Origin of the sequence: Methylobacterium sp. E-016, assembly GCF_022829745.1 — a bacterium.
GTDB lineage: Bacteria > Pseudomonadota > Alphaproteobacteria > Rhizobiales > Beijerinckiaceae > Methylobacterium.
This window is the reverse complement of record NZ_JAKSYF010000116.1, coordinates 92,796-113,184: the sequence shown is the minus strand read 5'-3', so window position 1 is coordinate 113,184 and position 20,389 is coordinate 92,796. Positions and strand designations below refer to the sequence as shown.

Sequence of the window (20,389 nt, the reverse complement as noted above, 5' to 3'; positions counted from 1 at the left end):
GCCTTCCGCATGCGAAACCGCGACCTCGTCTACGTCTCCAACGCCCCCTTCACCGAAGTCTCCAAGGTCGTCAGCGTCTTCTCCACCGTCGCAGGCCCCGTCGCATCCGCAGCCTCCGTCTACGCCTACTCACGGTAGGCGACGACCGGCTCGCAACGCCCCCGGACGCGGTTCCGGGACAATCCCGGCGTGCCGCGGCGCCGACGGCGAGCCCGGGCGGGAGGGGCACGCCCGTCGGGTTCGACGTCGAGGTCGGATCCGGCGCGGCAACCGCCGCAGGACGGTCGCATCGGCCACCGGCGTTCTCGCGTGGCATCCTCGTCGATTCGACGCGCGAACCTCGGATCATGCCGGTCCGCGTTCGAGCGCGCCTCGGCGTGCCGTCGGCCGCCCTTGGCGGATCGACCGCCGCGGTGATCGCGCAACGCGAATCACCTGCCCTTCGCCGGGAACGGCCGATCCGGGCTTTCGCCCGTCGGTCGATCGCTGCGCCGCGCACCGCGCAGCGCCCCAGCAGCGAAAAACGGCTAGTCCATCGGTACTAGAACCACCTGACCGATACGCCGAGCAAGGTGTTGCGGCGCGCGATCGCCGCAGGATCGGCATCAGGATTTTTTCCCAACAACCATGGATTGGTGCGACCGCGCGGGAGAATTGCGCACAATTTAGCTGAATCGGCCGACATTTCCGAACGTTTGTCCGCATCGCTGAGGTTCTTGATCTGCGCATTGCGCCGGAGTACCGCCGATCAGGCCGGAATTCCTCAGGATTCGGTCAAAAACCCCGGAATAATCTTGCCGGGTGCCGAAACTGAGCTTACGGTTCGAACTATCACCCGAAGTCAGAATGACGGTACGAAGATCATGAGTGAACCAGACATCGACAAGGCCCGCTTCATCACGTTGGCCGCGGACATCGTCTCCGCCTATGTCAGCAACAATCACGTCCAGAGCGCCGAACTGCCGAAGCTCCTGAGCGATGTGCACGAGGCGATCGTCGGCGTGTCTGGTGCAAATGGCCCGGTTGCCGAGGTCGGGCCGCCGAAGGCGACCGCTCAGGAAATCCGTCGCTCGGTCACGGCGGATCACCTGATCAGCTTCGAGGACGGGAAGCAGTACAAGACCCTGCGCCGGCACCTGACCCTGCGCGGCCTGTCGCCCGAGCAGTATCGCGCGAAGTGGGGCCTGGCGCCCGACTATCCGATGACGTCGCAGAGCTACTCCGAGCAGCGCTCCGAGCTGGCCCGCGCCCTCGGCCTCGGCCAGCAGCGCCGCAAGAACGTGGCGAAGGCCGCCCCGTCCGAGCCGGTGGTGACCGAGGAGGAGGCGCCCGCCGCCGAATCCGAGGCGCCCGCCAAGAAGACTCGCGCGCCCCGGAAGAAGAAGGACGCCTGAGGACCCGCCTCGGCGACCCGGGACGCGACGACACGAGACCTGCGATGCGGAAGGCCGGAGGCGGGATGACCCCTCCGGCCTTTCTGCATTCTACGCGGCCTCGGAACGTTCGGCGCGTCGTCGGCTTGCTTTCGGCGACAGGCTTGCGCGCCGGCCGGGCGGTCGCCGCGGAAGACCATCCGAGCAGGAGCGAGACATGGCCTTCATCGAGACAAAGGACGGCACACGGCTCTACTACAAGGATTGGGGCACCGGCCGGCCGGTGGTGCTGATCCACGGCTGGCCGCTCGACGCCGACATGTGGGAACATCAGATGCCGGTGCTCGCCGAGGCGGGCTACCGGGTCGTCGCCTACGACCGCCGCGGCTTCGGCCGGTCGGACCAGCCCTGGACCGGCTACGATTACGACACCTTCGCCGACGACCTGAAGGCGGTGCTCGACCACCTCGATCTCCGCGACGCCGCCCTGGTCGGCTTCTCGATGGGCGGCGGCGAGATCGCCCGCTACATGTCCCGGCACGGCGGCGCGCGCGTCGCGAAAGCGGTGCTGGTCTCCGCGGTGACGCCCTACCTCCTCAAGACCGGCAACAATCCCGACGGCGTCGACGGCAGCCTCTTTCAGGGCATGATCGACGGCCTCGTGAAGGACCGTCCGGCCTTCCTGGCGAACTTCGCCAAGACCTTCTTCGGCGCCGGCGTCTTCCACTCGCCGGTCTCGACGGAGACGATGACCTGGGCCGGCAACCTGGCGATGCTGGCCTCGCCCAAGGCGACGACGGCTTGCGTGAGCGCCTTCGGCACCACCGACTTCCGGGCCGACATGGCGCATTTCACGGTGCCGACGCTGGTGATCCACGGCGACGACGACCAGACCGTGCCGATCGCGGTATCGGGAAAGGCGGCCGCCGCCGCGATCCCCGGCGCGGCGTTCGTCGTCTACGAGGGCGCCCCGCACGCGGTGCCGTTCACCCATGCCGAACGGTTGAACGCCGACCTGCTGGCGTTCCTGAAGGGCTGAACGCGTGCGCGCGCGAGCCCGGGATCGGGCTCTCGCGCGCCGCATTCGGCCGCGATAGACAGGCCGCAAACGCCCGTCGGTCCGGGCCGGCCCGCGCCGCCGCGGGCGGCCCGGCGCCCCGACGACCCCGAGCGCCCGGAGCCCTGCATGCCTCGCCCGTCCACCCCGATCGCCCTGGTCGCCGCGCTGATGCTGGCCGCCGGCCCCGCCGCCGCGCAGATGGCCAAGACACCGGACGTCAAGACACCGGACATGAAGACCCCGGATGCACCGCCGCTGAAGTCGGCGATGCCCGAGAAGGCGGCGCCGACGGGCAAGGGCGAGGTGCAGCTCTCCTTCGCCCCCGTGGTGAAGCGGGCGGCGCCCTCGGTGGTGAACGTCTACGCCTCGCACATCGACAAGCGGCCCAACGCCCGCACCAGCGCCATGGACGAGTTCATGCGCCGGTTCTTCGGCGCGGAGGGCGGCCGCGGGCAGGGCGGCGCCCCGGGCGAGCGGGCGCAGAAATCCCTCGGCTCCGGCGTCATCGTCGACGCGTCGGGGCTGATCATCACCAACAACCACGTCATCGACAACATGAACGAGGTCCGCGTCTCGCTGGCCGACCGGCGCGAGTTCGAGGCGACGATCGTGCTGCGCGACCCGCGCACGGATCTCGCCGTGGTGCGGATCACCAACCCGACCGGCGGGCTGATCCCGATGCCGTTCGGCGACTCGGAGAGCCTGGAGGTCGGCGACTTCGTGATGGCGATCGGCAACCCGTTCGGCGTCGGCCAGACGGTGACGCAGGGCATCGTCTCGGCGCTGGCGCGCACCCAGGTCGGCTCGTCGGACTACCAGTTCTTCATCCAGACCGACGCCGCGATCAATCCGGGCAATTCCGGCGGGGCGCTGGTCGACCTGCGCGGGCAATTGATGGGGATCAACACCGCGATCTACTCGCAGTCGGGCGGCAGCCACGGCATCGGCTTCGCGATCCCCGCCAGCATGGTCAAGGCGGTGGTCGAGACCGCCAAGAACGGCGCCACCACCGTGCGGCGGCCCTGGCTCGGCGCGCGGGTGCAGAGCGTGACGCCGGACATCGCCGAGAGCATGGGCCTCGACCATCCGACCGGCGTGCTGGTGGCGAGCCTGCAGGCCAAGAGCCCGGCGGACGAGGCGGGGCTGAAGCGCGGCGACCTGATCCTGACGGTCGACGGCTTGAGCGTCGACGACCCGGAAGCCTTCGGCTACCGCTTCGCGCTCAAGGGCATCACCGGCCAGACCAAGTTCGGCATCCTGCGCGGCACCAGCCGCAGCACGCTCCCGGTCAAGCTGACGCCGGCGCCCGAGACGCGGCCGCGCGACGTGCTGAAGGTCCGCACGCGCTCGCCGTTCTTCGGCGCCACGCTGATCAACACCTCGCCGGCCGTCGCCGAGGAGATGCTGACGGACTTCCCCGTCGACGGGGTCGCGGTGCAGGCGGTCGACGAGAATTCGATCGCGGCGCGCGCCGGCCTGCAGAAGGGCGACATGCTGGTCTCGATCAACGGGCAGCCGGTCTCGACGACGAAGGACGTCGAGCGCGCCACCCGCACCGTGCAGAGCGCCTGGGAGATCGCGATCAACCGCAACGGCGAGGTGCTGACCTCGATGTTCGGCGGCTGAGGCCGCACCGGCCCGGACGCGATCCCGGCCTCAGGCCGCCTGGAACGCGATGGCGGTGGCCTGGATCTCCTCGAGCGGCTTGCCGATCAGCGCGGTGATCGCGTCCTTCGGCATCGGGGCGCCGAACAGGTAGCCCTGGCCGTAGTCGCAGCCCTGGTCGGAAAGCCAGTCGACGCTGGCATCGGTCTCGATCCCCTCGGCGGTGGTGACCAGCCCGAGGCTGGCGCCGAGCTTGATGATCGCGTCGACGAGCTTGGCCCGCTCGGCGCTCATGGTGATGGTGTCGACGTAGGTGCGGTCGATCTTCAGCTTGTCGAACTTGAGCTCGCGCAGGTGGTACAGGCTGGAATAGCCGGTCCCGAAGTCGTCGAGGGCGATGCGCACGCCGAGGTTCTGCAGCGAGGTCAGGGTCGTGCGGGCCGCCTCCAGGTCCTGCACCAGGGCCGTCTCGGTGATCTCGACCTCGAGGCGGCTCGGGGAGAAGCCGGTCTCGGTCAGGATCGCGAGGATGCGCTCGCACAGCCAGCGGTCCTGGAACTGTTGCGGCGCGATGTTGACCGCGAGCTGGAAATGGGGCGGCCAGTCCCGGGCGTCGAGGCAGGCCTGGCGCAGGAGCTTCATGCTGAGCTCGGCGATGAGGCCGGTCTCCTCCGCGATCCCGATGAAGCAGGCCGGCGCGAGCAGCCCGCGGACCGGGTGCCGCCAGCGGGCCAGCACCTCGACGCCGACCAGCGTCTTCTCCGGCAGCGTCACCACCGGCTGGTAGTACGGCTCGATCGCGCCGCTCGCGATCGCCTCGCGAAGCTCGCTCTCGAGCTGGGCCCGCGCCTTGAGCTCGATGTCCATCGCGCTCTTGAACACGCGGAACACGCCGCGGCCGTCCTTCTTGCCCTGGTACATCGCGAGGTCGGCGGCATGCAGAACCACGTCGGCATCCGCCTGGTCGGCCGAGATCAGGGCGATGCCGATGGTCGCGCCGACCTTCAGCTCGTTGCCCTGCCACTGGATCGGCGCCGCGATCGCCGCGATCAACCCTTGCGCGAGCCGTGTCAGGCCGTCGCTGCCGCCGTCGAGCGGCACGAGCAGGGCGAACTCGTCGCCGCCGAGCCGGGCCGCGAGGCCGGCGTCGGGCGTCAGGGCGGACAGGCGCTCGGCGACGGCGCACAGCACGGCGTTGCCGGCCGCGTGCCCGTAGATGTCGTTGACCGGCTTGAAGCGGTCGAGGTCGACCAGGAGCACCGCCTGGGTCGGGACCAGGGTCGCGGCCGCCCTGCGGCGCTCCAGCGTCTCCAGGAACAGGCGGCGGTTGGCGAGCCCGGTCAGGACGTCGTGGCGTGCCACCGCCTCGGCCTCGGCGGCGGTGATGTCGCGCTCGCGCATCGCCACCCGCAGCAGCAGGGACTTCCGCAGGCTGGCGACGAACACCGCCATCCCCATCAGCGCCACGAGCATGAACTCGTTGGAGAGCTGGTGCGCCTGGACGAAAGCATTGAGCCAGGAGAAAACCTCAAATTGAATTCCGATGACCCATAAACACGCACCGATCATCAGCAAGCAGAGAACCTCGTAAAGCTCTCCTTCGCCCCAGCTGCCGCGTTTTCCGATCATGAACCGTCCCCCCGATCGGTCTCACCCTGAGCACGGGCGAGCTTAAGGGAGTCTCACGCGTCCTGGCGGCGGCAGGCGGCGCGGCTCGTTTGGCGGACGCCGGACGAAGACTTCGGTCGCGGGGGTAAATGGAGCCTTTCGCCCTTCGTCGGGCACACGCGCCCGCGTCGGCGCCGATCCCGGCCGCTCGAATCAGGCCGACCCGACGTTCGGCGGCCCTTGCCGAGGGAGGGGCGCAGGGTGTTGATGCCGGCATGCCCGACCTGTTCGCAACCGCCGGCCTCGATGCGTCGGCGCCCCGCCCGCTCGCCGACCGGCTCCGGCCCGGCACGCTCGCCGAGGTCGTCGGCCAGGATCACCTCACCGGCCCGGACGGCGCGCTGACGCGGTTGCTGCGTGGGCGGACCTTCGGCTCGCTGGTGTTCTGGGGACCGCCCGGCACCGGCAAGACGACGGTGGCGCGCCTGCTCGCGCACGAGACCGACCTGCATTTCGAGCAGATCTCGGCGATCTTCTCCGGCGTGCCCGACCTGCGCAAGGTGTTCGAGGCCGCGCGCAAACGCCGGGCGACGGGGCAGGGGACGCTGCTCTTCGTCGACGAGATCCACCGCTTCAACCGGGCGCAGCTCGACGCCTTCCTGCCGGTGATGGAGGACGGGACGGTGACGCTCGTGGGGGCGACCACCGAGAACCCGTCCTTCGAGCTCAACGCAGCGCTGCTGTCGCGCGCCCGCGTCCTGCTGTTCCGCGCGCTCGACGACGGCGCCATCGCCAAGCTGATCGCGCGGGCGGAGGACCTGACGGGCCAGGCGCTGCCGCTCACCGAGGAGGCGCGCGGCGTGCTCGTGCGCATGGCCGACGGCGACGGGCGCGCGGCGCTGACCCTGTGCGAGGAGGTCTGGCGCTCCGCCAAGCCCGACGAGATCCTCGACGCGGAGGTGCTGCAGACGCTCGTCCAGCGCCGCGCGCCGAACTACGACAAGGCGCAGGAGGGCCACTACAACCTGATCAGCGCGCTGCACAAGACGGTGCGCGGCTCGGACCCGGACGCGGCCCTGTACTATCTCTGCCGCATGCTCGACGGCGGCGAGGACCGCCTGTTCATCGCCCGCCGGCTGGTGCGGATGGCGGTGGAGGATATCGGGCTCGCCGACCCGCAGGCGCTGGTGATCACCACCGCCGCCAAGGACGCGTTCGACTTCCTCGGCAGCCCCGAGGGCGAGCTCGCTCTGGCACAGGCGGTGATCTACCTCGCCTGCGCCCCGAAATCGAACGCCGCCTACGAGGCCTACAAGGCCGCGACCCGCATCGCTAAGGAGCACGGCTCGCTGCCGCCGCCGCGCACCATCCTCAACGGCTCGACCAAGCTGATGAAACGGCTCGGCTACGGCGAGGGCTACCGCTACGACCACGACGAGCCGGAGGCGTTCTCGGGGCAGGATTACTGGCCGGAACGGCTCGGCCGCCAGCACCTCTACGCGCCGACCGACCGCGGCATGGAGAGCCGCTACCGCGACCGGCTCGCCCACTGGGAGCAGCTGCGCCGGGAGCGGCGCGAGGAGGGGTGAGCGCCGGCATGGACGTCCTCCTGAAAGGCGTGGCCGGCGGCCTCATGACGATGGCGATCGTGCTGGCCTCGCGCCGCGGCAACGTCCTGCCCGGCATCCTGCCGCTGGCGCCGACCTTCGCGATCATCGCGCTGCTCGCGGTCGGGGCGAAGGGCGAGGCCGGCGCCTTCCGCGAGACCTGCCTCGCGGGCGTCCGCACGATTCCCGCCTACCTCGTCTTCCTCGCCGTGGCGTGGTGGCTCGGCGGGTTCTGCGACCATCGCGTCGCCCTCCTCGGCGGGCTTTGTGCATGGCTGCTGGCCGCGCTCGCGATCTTCCTCGCACCGCGCTGGCTGTGAACGCTGGACCGGGGGCCCGCCAGCCTGTAGGGCACCCGCCCCCCGACCCTTCGCGAAAGACAAAGACCCGATGGCGGCCTGCGGCCTCGATTTCGGCACGTCGAACACGACCCTCGGACACCGCACCGCGCCGGGTCCGCGCCTCGTCCCGCTGGAGGGGCGCCACGTCACCATCCCGAGCGCGATCTTCTTCGAGCCGAACCGCGAGGCGGTGATCGGCCGGGCGGCGACCGAGGCCTATGTCGAGGGCACGCCGGGCCGGATGATGCGCAGCCTCAAGTCGGTGCTGGGCTCCGGCCTGATCGAGGAGACGACCCAGGTCGGGCGCGAGCGCGTGCGCTTCCGCGACGTGATCGGGCGCTACCTCGCCGCGGTGAAGGCGCGGGCCGAGACCGCGGCCGGCGAGACCTTCGACACGGTGGTGCACGGGCGCCCGGTCCACTTCGTCGACGGCGACGCCGAGGGCGACCGCCGGGCCGAGGACACCCTCCGCGAGATCGCCGAGAGCATCGGCTTCCGCCACGTCTCGTTCCAGTACGAGCCGATCGCCGCGGCGCTCGACCACGAGCAGAGCGTCCGCAGCGAGGAGATCGCGCTGATCGCCGACATCGGCGGCGGCACCTCGGACTTCTCGATCGTGCGGCTGTCGCCCGAGCGGCATGCCAAGGCGGAGCGGGCCGACGACATCCTTGCCAACGACGGCGTCCGCATCGGCGGCACCGACTTCGACCGCTTCCTCAGCCTCGGCACGGTGATGCCGCTGCTCGGCCTCGGCAGCCCGATGAAGCGCCCCGAGCTCTCGGTGCCGAACGCCTATTTCCACGACCTCGCCACGTGGTCGAGCATCAACCGGCTCTACAACGCCAAGACCCTGCGCGAGATCGCCGAGATCATCCGCGACGGCGCGCGTCCGGACCTCGTCGAGCGCCTGCGCACGGTGGTCGAGCTGGAGCGCGGGCATTCGCTCGCCATCGCCGTCGAGGGCGCCAAGATCGCTGCCTCGAACGACGGCGCCTCCGAGGTCGATCTCGATTGGGTCGAGCCGGGCCTGGCGGCCTCGGTCGACCGGACGGCCCTCGTGTCCCACACCGAACCGCTGGCGGTGCGGATCTCCGAGCGGGTCGGGCGCTGCCTCGCCCAGGCGGGCTTGCGCGCGGACCGGATCGATTCGCTGTTCCTCACCGGCGGCTCCACCGGCCTGCCGCATGTCCGCAAAGGGCTGACGTCCTGCCTGCCCGGCGCCCGTGTCGTCGAGGGCGACACCTTCGGCTCGGTCGGCATCGGTCTCACCATCGAGGCGATCCGCCGGGCGGCCTGAGCCGCGACGCCGGCCTGCCGTGCGGCGAGGGCGAATTGTCGCCGCCGCGGGCGGGTGCTAACGCCCTCGCATGACAGGTAATCCACCACGCGGCGGCGGCTCGGCCGGGAAAGGCTCCGGCCGGGGCCCGGACAAGGGCGCAGGCAAGACCGTCGGCAAGGGCTCCGGCCGTCCGCCCGCCGCGAAGTCCGCGGCCGGCAAAGCCGCGGCCGGAAAGGCCGCCTTCGGCAAGAGCGCGAGCCGCGCCCCCCGCGCCGGCGGTCCCGGGAAGCCGCGATTCGGCCGGCCCGAGCGCGCCGGCACCGGTCCGCGCAGCTCGGCGCTGGACGCGGCCCAGCGCGCCGCGCAGCTTCGCGGCGACGACGCGACCGGACGGTCGCCCTGGGGCGAGGTCGAGGGGGCCGAGCCGGCCCCCCGGCCTGCCCGCGCGCCGCGGCGCCCGGCGCCGGAGGAGCACGGCTCGACGGAGCAGACCCGCGCCGAGCCGTCCCGTACCAAGCCGGCGATCGCGCGGGCGACCCGTCCGCGGCCGGCCGACGAGATGCCGGCGCCCCTCGCCGAGGGACCGACCCGGCGCCAGCAGCGCGCGGCGGCCTCGGCGACGCTGGCGTCCGGCGTGCAGACGCTGACCGTCGAGACCGACGAGGCCGGGATGCGGATCGACCGCTTCCTCACCGCGCGGTTCCCGCAGCTGCCCTTCGCCCGGGTCCAGAGCATCGTCCGCAAGGGCGAGCTGCGGGTCGACGGCAAGCGCGCCAAGCCCAACGACCGACTCGAGCCGGGCATGGCGGTGCGGGTGCCGCCGCTCAAGCTCGACCAGCCCGCCGACCGGCCGCGCAACCCGGTGCGGGACCAGAACGACGCCGAGTTCATCCGCTCGCTGATCCTCTACGAGGACGCGGACATGATGGTGCTGAACAAGCCGTTCGGCCTGGCGGTCCAGGGCGGCTCGGGCACCGTCCGGCACGTGGACGGGCTGCTCGAGGCGCTGGCCGGCCCAGACGGGCAGAAGCCGCGCCTCGTCCACCGCCTCGACAAGGACACCGCCGGCTGCCTGATCGTCGCCAAGACCCGGGTCGCGGCGGCGACGCTCGCCAAGAGCTTCCGCTCGCGGGCGGCCCGGAAGATCTACTGGGCGCTCACCGCCGGCGTGCCGCGCACGCCGCAGGGCCGGGTCTCGACCTACCTCGTCAAGGAGGAGCCGACCGATGCCGACGCCCGCATGCGGATCGCCCAGCACGGCGAGGAGGGCGCCACCCACGCGCTGACCTACTACGCCACCGTCGACCAGGCGGCGCAGAAGGTGTCGTGGCTGTCGTTCAAGCCGGTGACCGGGCGGACGCACCAATTGCGGGCGCATGCCGCCTATATCGGGCATCCGATCGTCGGCGACCCGAAATACTTCTCGGTCGAGAACTGGGCGCTGCCCGGCGGCATCCAGAACCGGCTCCACCTGCTCGCCCGCCGGATCGTGATCCCGCATCCGCGCACCGGCAAGCCGATCGACGTGAGCGCGCCGCTGCCGCCGCACATGGCCCAGAGCTGGAACCTGCTCGGTTTCGATGCCGCGCGCTACGACCCGATCGTCGACGCGCCGGAGGCGTGAGGCCAAGCGTTCGTGATCGCGGCGGCGCCCGGCCGTCATGCACCGCGCGGGCCGCGAGGGTTGGCAACCGCCCCACGAGGCTCATATCCTCGAAGTGCATTGGGCCGGCGGCCATCCGCCCTGGGCACCCGGCCGACATCGACCCTCGTGGTGAGACCTGATCGACATGAAGCTCACGACGCTGGCCTGCCTCGCCGCCCTCGGCCTGCTCGGCCCCGAGACGCTGGCGACGGCCGCGCCCGCGGCGCCCCCGAGCGCGCAGGCGCAGCCGTCGCTGGGCCGCGCGGGGCCGCCCAGCGCCCGCAGCGGCGACAAGCGGCGGCGTTCGTACGCCGCGTGCAACCGCGCCTCGCATGCGCGCGCGCTCCACGGCGGCAGGCGGCGCCGATTCCTGATCCGGTGCAAGCTCGGCTACGAGCGGCCGCGCACCCCGTCGGCGGCGCAGCAGCAGGCGGCCCCGACGGCCGCGACGGCGCCCGCGTCGGCCCCGCCGACGCCATCGGCGCCGGCTCCCGCGGAGCGCAGGCCGTGAGGCGGCCCTGCCGTCCCGGCACGTGAAGCTCGTCGTCTTCGACGTCGACGGCACCCTGGTCGACAGCCAGCACCTGATCGTCGCCGCGCAGGGCACGGCGTTCGCCGAGAATGGGCTTCCGGCGCCGAGCCGCGCCGAATCGCTCTCAGTGGTCGGCCTCTCGCTGCCCCAGGCGTTCCGGCGCCTCGTCGGGGACGACGGCCCGGTCGCCGAGCTGTCCGAGAGCTACAAGCGTGCGTTCAACGCCCTCCGGCTCGACCCGGACTACGAGGAGCCGCTGTTTCCCGGCATGGGCGAGCTGATCGCGCGGCTGCACGCCCGCGACGACGTGCGGCTCGGCATCGCCACCGGCAAGTCGCGGCGCGGCGTCGACCACCTCGTCGCCTTCAACGGCTGGGAAGGGTGGTTCGCCACCACCCAGACCGCCGACGACGCACCCTCGAAGCCCGATCCCGCGATGCTGCTCCAGGCGATGGCGGAGGCGGGCGTCGGCCCGTCGGCGACCGTGATGGTCGGGGACACCAGCTACGACATGGCGATGGCGGTGGCGGCGGGCGCCGCGGCCATCGGCGTCGCCTGGGGCTATCATCCCGCCGGCGCCCTGTTCGGCGCCGGCGCCGTGACTGTCGTGGACACGGCCTCGGCTCTCGGCGACCTGTTCCGGGACGGGTCCGGCGGCTGATCGGGCTCGCGAAACCGCACCCGATCGCCTATCTCCGAACCATGAGCGACGACGTCACGCAAGACTGGCTGGGCCAGCCCTCCGACACCCCGCGCCCCGACCCGATGCGGGCGGTGCGCGACCACGGCAAGCCGGTGCTGCCGAAGCGCTTCTACAAGGAGACCGGGTTCGCGGAGGGCGCGGGCGGCTTCCGCCTGACGCTGGACGGACGCCCGGCCAACACGCCGGCGCGCAACCCGCTGGCGGCGCCGACGCGGGCGCTGGCCGAGCGCCTCGCCGCCGAGTGGGCGGCGCAGGGCGAGACCATCGATCCGGCCAGGATGCCGTTTACCCGTCTGATCAACACCGCGATCGACGGCGTCGCCCCGCGCATGGCGACGGTGGCCGAGGATCTGTGGCCCTACGCCGGCACCGACCTCGTCGCCTATCGCGCCGGCTCGCCCGAGCGCCTGGTCGCGGCACAAGCCGAAGCCTGGGACCCGATCGTCGCGTGGGCGCGCGAGGCGCTGGGCGCCCGGCTGATCCTGAGCGAGGGCGTGATGCACGTCGCGCAGCCGGAGGATTCGGTCGCGGCCCTGCGCCGGGCGGTGTCGGCGATCGACGACCCGTTCCGGCTCGCCGCCTTCCACACCCTGACGACCTTGAGCGGCTCTCTGCTGATCGCGCTGGCGGTGCTCGCCGGCCGCCTCACCGCGGAGGAGGGTTGGGACGCGGCCCATGTCGACGAGACCTACCAGGCTGCCGTCTGGGGCGCCGACGAGGATGCCGCGACCCGGCTCGCCGGGCGCAAGGTCGAGTTCCTGGCCGCGGCCGAGGTGGCGGCGCTCGCGCGCTGAGCGAAGTGGTCGCGCTGGCGCGCCCGGCGAGGTGGCGGGCCAGGCTTTGCCGGAGCGGTCGCGCACCGGAAAATTCGCCTTGTCGCCTCGCCAAATCAGGTTCAATTCCCCGGCGCGGAACCGCGTGCTAAGGCGCTTCGAAGCTTGAGCGGGCCGGCCTCCTCGGCCAGCTTAGGCAAGACAAGACTCTTCCGACGCCCGAGGCAGGACCGCTCGACCCATGAAGGACATTCTGGAAAAGCTCGAGGAGCGCCGGTCGCTTGCCCGCCTCGGCGGCGGCGAGAAGCGGGTCGACGCCCAGCACAAGCGCGGCAAGCTCACGGCGCGCGAGCGCATCGAGCTCCTGCTCGACCACGGGTCGTTCGAAGAGTTCGACATGTTCGTGCAGCACCGCTCGACCGATTTCGGAATGGAGAAGCAGAAGATCCCCGGCGACGGCGTCGTCACCGGCTGGGGCACGGTCAACGGCCGCACCGTGTTCCTGTTCTCGAAGGACTTCACCGTGTTCGGCGGCTCGCTCTCCGAGACGCACGCGCAGAAGATCATCAAGGTCCAAGACATGGCCCTGAAGATGCGCGCCCCGATCATCGGCATCTTCGATGCCGGCGGCGCGCGCATCCAGGAGGGCGTGGCGGCCCTCGGCGGCTACGGCGAGGTGTTCCGGCGCAACGTCGCGGCGTCCGGCGTCATCCCGCAGATCTCGGTGATCATGGGGCCGTGCGCGGGCGGCGACGTCTACTCGCCGGCGATGACCGACTTCATCTTCATGGTCCGCGACACGAGCTACATGTTCGTCACGGGCCCCGACGTGGTGAAGACCGTCACCAACGAGGTCGTCACCGCGGAAGAGCTCGGCGGGGCCAAGGTCCACACCACGAAGTCGTCGATCGCCGACGGCGCGTTCGAGAACGACGTCGAGGCAATCCTCCAGATCCGCCGGCTGCTCGACTTCCTCCCGGCCAACAACATCGACGGCGTGCCGGAGATCGAGAGCTTCGACGACCCGCTGCGGCTCGACAAGTCGCTCGACACGCTGATCCCGGACAACCCGAACAAGCCCTACGACATGGGCGAGCTGATTCGCCGGGTCGTCGACGAGGGCGACTTCTTCGAGATCCAGGCGGCCTACGCCCGCAACATCATGACCGGCTTCGGCCGGATCGAGGGCCGCACGGTCGGGTTCGTGGCCAACCAGCCGATGGTGCTGGCGGGCGTCCTCGACTCGGACGCCTCGCGCAAGGCCGCCCGCTTCGTGCGCTTCTGCGACGCCTTCTCGATCCCGATCGTGACCTTCGTCGACGTTCCGGGCTTCCTGCCGGGCACCGCGCAGGAATACGGCGGCCTGATCAAGCACGGCGCCAAGCTGCTGTTCGCCTACTCCCAGGCGACGGTGCCGCTGGTGACGATCATCACGCGAAAGGCCTTCGGCGGCGCCTACGACGTGATGGCTTCCAAGCACGTCGGCGCCGACCTGAACTACGCCTGGCCGACCGCGCAGATCGCGGTGATGGGCGCCAAGGGCGCCGTCGAGATCATCTTCCGCAGCGAGCTCGGCGACACCGACAAGATCGCCGCGCGCACCGGCGAGTACGAGGACCGCTTCCTGTCGCCGTTCGTGGCGGCCGAGCGCGGCTACATCGACGAGGTGATCATGCCGCATTCCACCCGCAAGCGCATCGCGCGGGCGCTGGGCATGCTGCGCACCAAGGAGATGGAGCAGCCCTGGAAGAAGCACGACAACATCCCGCTCTGAGGGCGGGAGGCAACGAGGTGCGGGTCGTCGACCGCACCGCGAAGGCACGTCTTGTGATACTGGCTGCTAATATCATACGAAGCTCGGCGGACGGCATCGGACGACGCTGGCGGCGATCTTCGCCGACCCCGTGCGCTCGGGTGTCGTCTGGTCCGACATCGAGTCCCTGATGAGCGCGTGCGGCGCGGAGATCACGGAAGGCCGCGGGTCGCGGATCCGGGTGGCCCTGCACGGGGTGCGGGCGGTGTTTCACCGGCCTCATCCGCAGGAGGAGACGGACAAGGGCGCGGTCAAGTCGGTGCGACGCTTCCTGATCGAGGCTGGAGTCACGCCATGACGACGATGCAGTATCGGAACTACGAAGCCTCCGTCGAACACGATGCGGAAGCCGATATCTTTCACGGCGAGGTCTTGGATCTCCGCGACGTGATCACGTTCCAGGGCCGGTCCGTCGACGAGCTGAAGCAGGCGCTCGCCGACAGCGTCGAGGATTACCAAGCCTTCTGCGCCGAGCGCGGGGAAGAGCCGGAGAAGGCCTTTTCCGGGCAGTTCGTGGTGCGCGTCGAGCCGGGCCTGCATCGCGCGCTGGTCTCGTCAGCGCGCCGGGCCGGAATCAGCCTCAACAAGTGGGTCGCCCGCACGTTGGAGCAGGCGGCCGATTGAGGCGGCCCTCCGCGCTCAGCTCCGGTCGCTGTGCTCGATCACGGCGCACATCGTCAGGGGGCCCTTGTCGGTGCCCGAGACGGAGCAGGTGATGCGGGCGCCGCCGGCGTCGACGTTGCTGTGGCGCAGGCGGCTCGCCGCCTCGCGGGCCTTGTGGGCCGCCGCCTCGATCACGTCGGCCGCGATGCCGGTGACGGCGTGGCCGGCCTTGCCGAACAGGGCGTAGTAGCCGTCGGGCGGGGCGTCGCCGCGGAACTGCGCGCCGACCGACGAGAGCTGCGGGCCGCCGCAGGACAGCGTCAGGGTGGTGCCGTCGCCGGCCGTGAAGTTGGCGAAGTCGGCGCTGCGGTTGCCGGGACTCGCCGTCGTCGCCTTGGCGACCTTGTCGATCAGGTCGCCGCATTCGTCGGCGAGCGCCGGGACGGGCAGAGCGAGGATGAGGCCGACGAGGAGCGCGCGCATGCCGAGAACGTAGCGTGCGTGCGCGAAACGGCCAGCGCCGGCGCGTGAGGCGTCTCGCCGCTCAGGCGGTAGGCGACGGGCTCGACCCGAGCTCGAGCAGAACGATCTCGGGCGGCACGCCGAGGCGGACCGGGATGCGGCTGACTCCGAACCCGCCCGAGACGATCATGTGGCGCCCGTCGGTGACGACGTGGCCGTAGGAATAGTCGTGCCCGTGGATCGGGCGGATCGCCGGCGAACGGCCGAGCAGGCGGATCTGGCCGCCATGGGTGTGCCCGGCAAGCGTCAGCGACACCCGCTCCGGCACGTCGACGAAGGCGTCCGGCTCGTGGATCATCAGGATCACCGGCGCCGCGTCGGTCACCTTGGCCATCGTCGCGGGCAGGTCGTCGCGACCGCTGTCGTCGTCGAAGACCAGGAACGGCTGCTGGTCGCCCAGCCCCGCGATCCAGAACGGGTGCCCGTCCTTGGAAAGGCGCAGCGCGTCGTTCTCCATCACCGGGATGCCGACCGCCTCGAGCACGCGGCGTGCTTCCGGCACGCCGCCGCGGGCCGCCTGAGCGGCCGCGTCGTCCCACCAATCGTGGTTGCCGAGGATCGAGTAGGTGCCGAGCGGCGCGCGCAGGCCCGCGGCGAGCCGCGCGAACTCGGGCAGCGGCACGCGTTTCCAGGCGATGCGGCCGGCGGCCGGATAGTCGCCGAGCATGAGGATCAGGTCGGGCGACAGCGCGTTCGTCGCGTCGACGATCTCGGCGACGCGGTCGAGCGGCATGAACGGCTCGCAGACGTGGAAGTCGGCGAGCACCGCGACCTTGAGGGCGAGCCCCGGCGCCCAACCCGGCAGGCGCGGGGCGTAGTGGGTCACCACGAGGCGATGCAGCGGCTCGACGCCGAAGGCGTAGGCGCCGGTCGAAAGCCCCGCCGCAGCGAAGGTGCCGCCGATTCCGGTCAGGACCTGCCTGCGGCTCGGCAGGATCAGCATGGAAGCCTCGGGTTCGCGTCTGTCGGGCGCTCCTAGCGCGGCACTCCGGCGAAAGCGCGGCGCGGGCTGGGAGCGGGCGACGATGACGCGAACCCGTCGAGAAAGTCTGAACCGAACCGTCGGGAACGGGGCGGTTCGCGCGATCGGTCAGTCGATCGGCGCATCCTCGTGCACGATGCCGAGCACGCCCTTGCGGTTGGTCCGCGGGGCGACCTTGCCGGCCGGCTTCACCGAGTGGGCGGCGGCAGCGAGCGCCGGAAGCGCGAGGGGACGGAAGCCGTAGCGGGCCTCGGCCTGGTCCATCTGCCGGCGCTCGGGCTCGTGAGCCTGGGCCTGCATCTCCGAACCTTGCATCGCATCGGGGGCGTACATGGGTTTGCGTCCTGTGGTCGTTCGCGTGACGGTCGCGCCGTCGCTTCGTGCCCCCACGCCGCTCCAGGGCGGTGGCGGGCGATTCGAGATCATCCCCGGGTCATGAGCCGGCGGATGAACGATAAGGGTGTAGCCGGGATGAACGCAGGCTTAAGAAAACACTGCCGCGTCGCAGCATTCCAGGGGGCGCAGTACGGTGCTAGAGGGATGGCATCGCCTCCAGCCCTTCCGCGCGGATCCACGCCGCGGTCCGGTCGAGCGCCCGTGTCAGGCGGTCGAACAGGGCGTCGATCTCGTCCGCGGTGATGATCAGCGGCGGGCAGACGGCGATGCGGTCGCCCATCAGGAAGCGCACGATCAGCCCTTCCGCTTGCGCGAAGGCGACGCAGCGGGCGGCCACCCCGGCCTTCGGCTCGTACTGCCGGCGCGAGGCCTTGTCGGCGACGATCTCGAGCCCGCCGATCAGGCCGAGGCCGCGCGCCTCGCCGACGATCGGGTGCTCGGCCAACGCGGACAGCCGCGCCTGGAAGTAGGGCGCCTTCGCCGCCACGCCCTCGACGATGCGCTCGCGCTTGTAGATCTCGATGGTCTTCAGGGCGACGGCGCAGGCGACCGGGTGGCCGGAATAGGTGGTGCCGTGCCCGAAGGTGCCGATCTTCCGGCTCTGCTCGCGCATCGCCTCGTAGAGCGGCTCGTCGATCGAGACGCCGCCGAGCGGCACGTAGCCCGAGGTCAGGGCCTTGGCGAAGGAGAGTGTGTCCGGCCGCATCCCCAGCGCCTCGCTGCCGAACCAGGTGCCGAGGCGGCCGAAGCCGCAGATCACCTCGTCGGCGATGAAGCGCACGTCGTAGCGGGCGAGCACCGCCTGGATCGCCGCGAAGTAGCCCTCCGGCGGGACGATGGCGCCGCCGGCGCCCATCACCGGCTCGGCGACGAAGGCGGCCACCGTCTCCGGCCCCTCGCGCAGGATCGTGGCCTCGAGCTCGTCGGCCAGCCGCTGCGAGAACGCCGCCTCCGTCTCGCCGGGCTCGGCAAACCGGTAGACGTGCGGGCAGCCGACATGGAGGAAGCCCGGCAGCGGCAGGTCCCAGTCGGTGTGGTTGGCCGGCAGCCCGGTCATCGAGGCGGTGGCGATGGTGACGCCGTGATAGCCGCGCTGGCGCCCGATGATCTTCTTCTTCTTCGGTCGGCCCAGCGCATTGTTCAGGTACCAGGCCAGCTTGACCTGCGTGTCGTTCGCCTCCGATCCCGACGAGGTGAAGAAGATCTTCGAGGTCGGGACCGGCATCAGCTCCTTCAGCACCTCGGCCAGCTCGATCGCCGGATCGTGGCTGCGGCCGGAGAACAGGTGGGTGAACGGGAGCTTGCCCATCTGCGCGCGGGCGGCCTCGACGAGCTCGCCGTTGGAGTAGCCGAGCGCCGTGCACCACAGCCCCGCCATGCCCTCGATGTAGGGGCGGCCTTCCGTGTCGTAGACATGGACGCCCTCGCCGCGCTCGAGCACCAGCGGCCCGGCGCCCCGGTGCGCATCGAGATTGGTGTAGGGGTGGATCAGGGTTTCGACGTCGCGGACGGCGAGGTTCGAGAGCATGCGGGCGATCCGGTGCTGTGGCGCGTAGGCCCGCCACACTACCGACCCGATGCGGGCTCAGGTACCCCGGCAGAACCGCGCGGCCTCGGCCGGGCCCCTTTCGTAACCGCGAAGCCTCGACGCGATGCTCGATCCCGCCACCATCGTCGCGATGCCGGCCCCCGGCCGCGCCTGCGGCGCCTGCACGCTGTGCTGCAAGGTCTACGACGTGCCCGCGGTCGAGAGCGTCGCCGGGCAATGGTGCCGCCACACCCGGGCAGGGCGCGGCTGCGCGATCCACGCCGACCGGCCCGACCATTGCCGCGCCTTCCACTGCCTGTGGATGACGGAGAGCTGGCTCGGCCCCGAGTGGAAGCCCGACCGCGCCAAGATGGTGCTCAGCCTCGATCCGGTGAACCGCAACATGAACGTGCAGGTCGACCCCGGCCAGCCGAAGGCGTGGACGCGCGAGCCGTATTACGGGCAGCTGAAGGCCTGGGCCGCGGCCTCGCTGCCGATGAAGCGCCACGTGCTGGTCCACCTCAACAAGGCGACGACGGTGGTGCTGCCGGACCGGGACGTGCCGCTCGGGACCCTGACGCCCGACGACCGCATCACCATGCGCGAGCGCATGGGCCCGCACGGCCCGACCTTCGACATCGCGGTCGTCCGCGCCGCCTGAGGGCAACCGTCGATCGGGGGCCTTTAACCCCTCCGCAACCATACCGCGCGATAAATCCGCGACCGCCATCCTCGTACCGGAACCAGCCGGGAGGATCGTCGGGCGTGGCTTTTCCAGTACGGGTCGGTTCGGCGTGGGCACGAGACGAGGACGACGCGGACGGGGCCTCATCGGGCTCGGCACCGCCTTCACGCCCTGGATGGCCGGCCTCGGGCTGCTGGTCTCCTTCACGGCGAGCGCCGGCACCGAGACCAGCTTCGGGTCGAGCCGGCTGACCGAGAGCGACGCACGCCTGGTCCCGGCCCTGCCGGCCGGCACCGTGCTGATCGGCGCGAGCCTGCGCCGCGACGGCGCCGGCGCCCTCCTCACCATCGAGCGGGCGGACGCCGTCCGCGCCCGGCGCCGGGTCGGCGACGCGCCGCTGCAGGCCGATCTCAAGGCCGAGGCGCGGGTGTTCCCGATCGTGCAGCGCGGCGGCAAGGGCGATCCGGCGCGCGCGCCGGGCCCGAGCTTCGAGCGCACCGCGGCATCGTTGCGCGAAGCCGGCACGTCGCTGCTCTTCGCCAACCTCACCGGCAACGTCACCGGCCTGCTGACGCCGGGGACCGCCACCTGGAACCCGGACCTCGAGCCGGACGCCGGCTTCGTCCCCGTCCCCGATCTCGGGCTCGGGCGCGCCGACACCGGCACGCCCGGCGACGACGACGCGATCGCCGAAGCCGCGGAGGAACGCCGCGACGACGGCTCGACGCCGCCGGTGCCGCGCGCGGTCGCCCTGTCCTCGACGACGCCGGCGCCGGCCGACGCGACGCCGGTCGAGGTCGCCTCGGCCAGCCTGATGCTGCCGGGCCTCACCATCCGCACCGACCGGACGGAGCCGCCGGTGGCGCAATCGGTCCCCGAGGACGCCCGCCATCGCTACGCCGACCTGATCGGGCCGGACGCCATGGACAAGGAGCAGCGCTGCCTCGCCGAGGCCGTGTACTTCGAATCGCGCAGCGAGCCCGAGGCCGGCCAGGCCGCCGTCGCCCAGGTGGTGCTGAACCGCGTGAAGAGCGGGCTCTACCCGTCGAACGTCTGCGGCGTCGTCTACCAGAACCGACACCGCTACATGGGCTGCCAGTTCTCCTTCGCCTGCGAGGGCAAGGCCCTGCGCATCACCGATTCGGGCTCGTGGGCCACCGCCACCCGCATCGCGCAGTCGGTGATCGAGGGGCGCACCTACCTCGCCGAGGTCGGCGACGCGACGCACTACCATGCCGACTACGTCAAGCCGGGCTGGTCGCGGCGCCTGCGCAAGATGGACGTCATCGGCCGGCACATCTTCTACGAGCTCAAGCCCGGGCAGACGTAGGATC

20 protein-coding genes and 1 pseudogene are annotated in these 20,389 nt (G+C 71.2%); 16 read left to right on the top strand and 5 right to left on the bottom strand.

From position 1 onward, the window contains the following. The 4 genes and pseudogenes from MKK68_RS15615 to MKK68_RS15600 form a co-directional block, all read left to right on the top strand. A pseudogene (locus MKK68_RS15615) lies at positions 1 to 138 on the top strand (sugar transporter); the annotation flags it as partial. Positions 139 to 863: 725 nt separating this feature from the next. Next, positions 864 to 1,394: a MucR family transcriptional regulator gene (locus MKK68_RS15610; RefSeq protein WP_244031117.1), complete on the top strand. Its 531-nt coding sequence runs from the start codon at positions 864 to 866 to the stop codon at positions 1,392 to 1,394. A gap of 196 nt (positions 1,395 to 1,590) precedes the next feature. After that, a complete protein-coding gene (locus MKK68_RS15605) occupies positions 1,591 to 2,412 on the top strand; it encodes an alpha/beta fold hydrolase (RefSeq protein ID WP_243931760.1) in 822 nt (273 codons plus the stop codon). A gap of 147 nt (positions 2,413 to 2,559) precedes the next feature. Continuing rightward, entirely contained in the window at positions 2,560 to 4,059 is a 1,500-nt protein-coding gene (locus MKK68_RS15600) for a Do family serine endopeptidase (protein WP_244031110.1), read from the top strand. A gap of 30 nt (positions 4,060 to 4,089) precedes the next feature. Here MKK68_RS15600 and MKK68_RS15595 read toward each other — a convergent pair whose 3' ends face one another. Then, positions 4,090 to 5,607: a putative bifunctional diguanylate cyclase/phosphodiesterase gene (locus MKK68_RS15595; protein WP_243949541.1), complete on the bottom strand. Its 1,518-nt coding sequence runs from the start codon at positions 5,605 to 5,607 to the stop codon at positions 4,090 to 4,092. 314 nt (positions 5,608 to 5,921) lie between these two features. Here MKK68_RS15595 and MKK68_RS15590 point away from each other — a divergent pair, with 314 nt between their 5' ends. The 10 genes from MKK68_RS15590 (at position 5,922) to MKK68_RS15545 (ending at position 14,963) form a co-directional block, all read left to right on the top strand. Next, entirely contained in the window at positions 5,922 to 7,235 is a 1,314-nt protein-coding gene (locus MKK68_RS15590) for a replication-associated recombination protein A (protein WP_244031101.1), read from the top strand. 8 nt (positions 7,236 to 7,243) lie between these two features. Continuing rightward, a complete protein-coding gene (locus MKK68_RS15585) occupies positions 7,244 to 7,573 on the top strand; it encodes a GlpM family protein (RefSeq protein WP_244031099.1) in 330 nt (109 codons plus the stop codon). Between the two features lie 70 nt (positions 7,574 to 7,643). Continuing rightward, positions 7,644 to 8,891, top strand: a complete 1,248-nt coding sequence (locus tag MKK68_RS15580; protein WP_244031097.1) for an Hsp70 family protein — start codon at positions 7,644 to 7,646, stop codon at positions 8,889 to 8,891. Between the two features lie 70 nt (positions 8,892 to 8,961). Continuing rightward, complete coding sequence (locus tag MKK68_RS15575) at positions 8,962 to 10,497, top strand: RluA family pseudouridine synthase (RefSeq protein WP_244031096.1); 1,536 nt, start codon at positions 8,962 to 8,964, stop codon at positions 10,495 to 10,497. A gap of 166 nt (positions 10,498 to 10,663) precedes the next feature. Next, positions 10,664 to 11,029, top strand: coding sequence for a hypothetical protein (locus MKK68_RS15570; RefSeq protein WP_243985685.1), 366 nt, complete (start codon positions 10,664 to 10,666; stop codon positions 11,027 to 11,029). A 22-nt stretch (positions 11,030 to 11,051) separates the two neighbouring features. Then, the gene (locus MKK68_RS15565; protein WP_147729967.1) at positions 11,052 to 11,711 is read left to right on the top strand and encodes an HAD-IA family hydrolase; all 660 of its coding nucleotides are present in this window, start codon (positions 11,052 to 11,054) and stop codon (positions 11,709 to 11,711) included. Positions 11,712 to 11,752: 41 nt separating this feature from the next. Continuing rightward, positions 11,753 to 12,547 (top strand): ATP12 family chaperone protein, encoded by a 795-nt coding sequence (locus MKK68_RS15560; protein ID WP_244031094.1) that lies wholly within the window; start codon positions 11,753 to 11,755, stop codon positions 12,545 to 12,547. 220 nt (positions 12,548 to 12,767) lie between these two features. After that, entirely contained in the window at positions 12,768 to 14,300 is a 1,533-nt protein-coding gene (locus MKK68_RS15555; RefSeq protein ID WP_147727895.1) for an acyl-CoA carboxylase subunit beta, read from the top strand. Between the two features lie 130 nt (positions 14,301 to 14,430). Continuing rightward, positions 14,431 to 14,637, top strand: a complete 207-nt coding sequence (locus MKK68_RS15550) for a type II toxin-antitoxin system HicA family toxin (RefSeq protein ID WP_244031089.1) — start codon at positions 14,431 to 14,433, stop codon at positions 14,635 to 14,637. Continuing rightward, positions 14,634 to 14,963 carry a type II toxin-antitoxin system HicB family antitoxin gene (locus MKK68_RS15545; protein ID WP_244031087.1) on the top strand — a complete coding sequence of 110 codons (330 nt, stop codon included), beginning with the start codon at positions 14,634 to 14,636 and terminating at the stop codon, positions 14,961 to 14,963. Before MKK68_RS15550 ends, MKK68_RS15545 begins: the two co-directional genes overlap by 4 nt. Positions 14,964 to 14,978: 15 nt before the next feature. Here MKK68_RS15545 and MKK68_RS15540 read toward each other — a convergent pair whose 3' ends face one another. The 4 genes from MKK68_RS15540 to MKK68_RS15525 all read right to left on the bottom strand — a co-directional run bounded on the left by MKK68_RS15540 (position 14,979) and on the right by MKK68_RS15525 (position 18,370). Then, positions 14,979 to 15,425, bottom strand: coding sequence for an ABC transporter ATPase (locus tag MKK68_RS15540; RefSeq protein WP_147843707.1), 447 nt, complete (start codon positions 15,423 to 15,425; stop codon positions 14,979 to 14,981). Positions 15,426 to 15,486: 61 nt separating this feature from the next. Beyond that, complete coding sequence (locus tag MKK68_RS15535; protein ID WP_244031085.1) at positions 15,487 to 16,407, bottom strand: metallophosphoesterase; 921 nt, start codon at positions 16,405 to 16,407, stop codon at positions 15,487 to 15,489. Between the two features lie 147 nt (positions 16,408 to 16,554). Further along, on the bottom strand, positions 16,555 to 16,779 hold the full coding sequence (locus MKK68_RS15530) for a hypothetical protein (RefSeq protein ID WP_147843706.1): 225 nt from the start codon (positions 16,777 to 16,779) through the stop codon (positions 16,555 to 16,557). A 199-nt stretch (positions 16,780 to 16,978) separates the two neighbouring features. Beyond that, complete coding sequence (locus MKK68_RS15525) at positions 16,979 to 18,370, bottom strand: aminotransferase (protein WP_244031083.1); 1,392 nt, start codon at positions 18,368 to 18,370, stop codon at positions 16,979 to 16,981. 124 nt (positions 18,371 to 18,494) lie between these two features. Here MKK68_RS15525 and MKK68_RS15520 point away from each other — a divergent pair, with 124 nt between their 5' ends. After that, positions 18,495 to 19,031: a hypothetical protein gene (locus MKK68_RS15520; RefSeq protein WP_147843704.1), complete on the top strand. Its 537-nt coding sequence runs from the start codon at positions 18,495 to 18,497 to the stop codon at positions 19,029 to 19,031. 199 nt (positions 19,032 to 19,230) lie between these two features. Continuing rightward, on the top strand, positions 19,231 to 20,385 hold the full coding sequence (locus MKK68_RS15515; RefSeq protein WP_147862922.1) for a cell wall hydrolase: 1,155 nt from the start codon (positions 19,231 to 19,233) through the stop codon (positions 20,383 to 20,385). Positions 20,386 to 20,389: the final 4 nt, after the last annotated feature.